This window comes from Pseudoalteromonas sp. GW168-MNA-CIBAN-0100 (assembly GCF_040309225.1).
GTDB classification, from domain to species: domain Bacteria; phylum Pseudomonadota; class Gammaproteobacteria; order Enterobacterales; family Alteromonadaceae; genus Pseudoalteromonas; species Pseudoalteromonas arctica.
Genome location: NZ_JBEOOL010000078.1, coordinates 1 through 650 on the forward strand (window position 1 = coordinate 1; position 650 = coordinate 650).

The 650-nt window shown below is 39.7% G+C and carries 1 protein-coding gene and 1 pseudogene; both read right to left on the reverse strand.

Annotated features, from left to right (window positions below):
* Positions 1-322: redoxin family protein (locus AAEY62_RS20075; RefSeq protein ID WP_350635921.1), on the reverse strand; the 322-nt coding region annotated here is incomplete at its 3' end.
* A gap of 92 nt (positions 323-414) precedes the next feature.
* Positions 415-650 (reverse strand): annotated as a pseudogene (locus tag AAEY62_RS20080) (methyl-accepting chemotaxis protein); the annotation flags it as partial.

A 650-nucleotide genomic window follows, 5' to 3' on the forward strand; every position in this document is an offset into this window, starting at 1 on the left:
ATGCTTTGGTAAAGCTCGCATCGCCGTCTGCCAGCATGGCTATTTCTTGTGCATTTTGTGATGCCCCCCATGCTTTCATAACAAACGCATCGTTTACCGATACACAATAAATTGCATCAACGCCCTTTGCTTTTATTTTATCTGCCAGAGTAATAAACTCAGGTAAGTGTGCATTTGAACAGGTAGGTGTAAACGCACCGGGGACTGCAAACAATACAACTTTTTTATCTGCAAATAATTCACTGTTAGTCAGTGTTTGCATACCATCGTCGGTTAACTGGCTTAGCGTAACCGAGGGAATAGTTTGACCTTGTACAATCATTATAAATCCTTCATTTTATAAAATAAAACCAGCATACAGCTTAGCACATAGAATTTAGAGCATGATATAAGATGAGCGCTAAAGCTAATTTATTACAACCCCAGGCCCCCTTTAATCGAATGAATTTGTTGTTGTAGCTGATGTCGTATATCATCCACCAACGAGCTCGACTCACTTACTTGCCCCTTCATTTCAGCCATTGACTGACTAAAGTTATCTAATAAATTGCTTTGCTGCTTAGCAAGCTTCATCGCCTCAAACGCTACTTTATTAGCATTTTTTGCATTACTTGCCACCGCTTCCGAATTTAACTTAAGTTCTTGGGCAT